Here is a 738-nt window from a genome sequence, read left to right as displayed (position 1 = left end):
ATTTGCTCGATGACATGCAGTACATGTCCCTGCATCCGCTCGATCGTAGACCGATCGTACACATTCGCGTTGTATCTGAACATGATCCGGAAGGTTTCATCTGGCATCACAATCAAGTCCAGATCATAGTTCGTTTGCTCGACAACCTCTACATTCGTAATGTCAAACGCGGATGGACGAACTTCACCCAGCTGCTCGACTTGCTCCTCGACCGGATAGTTCTCAAACACCATAATGTGGTTAATTAGATGCTGCTTCTGCTCGGTCAGCGCCTGTATTTCATACAGCGGGAAGCTGTCATATACGCCTGAAGCCAGCGCCTGCTCCTGCGTTTTGCGCATGATGTCCACAAACGTGGCATTTCGCTCACTTTGGATCCGCACTGGGATGGTATTAATGAACAGGCCGATCATATGCTCTACACCCGGAATAGCCGTCGGACGTCCAGATACGACACTACCGAATACAACATCCTCGTTGTTATTATATTGCTGCAAAATAAGGCCCCACACGCTCTGCATCAGCGTATTAATTGTGACCTGCTGCTGCTTTGCAATCCGGTACATGGCCTGGCTCCACGTTGGATCCAGCTCTACCGTTATTTTTTCAGAAACATATTTGCTGGTATCGCTTGTTGTCGTAGACAGAACACTTTCGCTGCTATCCGCCACTTGGTCTTTCAATGAAGTATCCGCTCCAGGTAACAACGTCTGCTGTTCAAAGCCCGCCAAATAACTG

The 738-nt window shown here is 48.6% G+C and carries 1 protein-coding gene; it reads right to left on the bottom strand.

Annotation, left to right across the window (positions count from 1 at the left end):
• Positions 1 to 738 (bottom strand): condensation domain-containing protein (locus tag HFD99_RS24830; RefSeq protein WP_185157164.1); only part of this gene is annotated, 738 nt, incomplete at both ends.

It is taken from the genome of Paenibacillus sp. EKM301P, assembly GCF_011800295.1.
Taxonomy (GTDB): Bacteria; Bacillota; Bacilli; order Paenibacillales; family Paenibacillaceae; genus Paenibacillus; species Paenibacillus polymyxa.
This window is presented reverse-complemented; position numbering and strand designations above follow the sequence as displayed.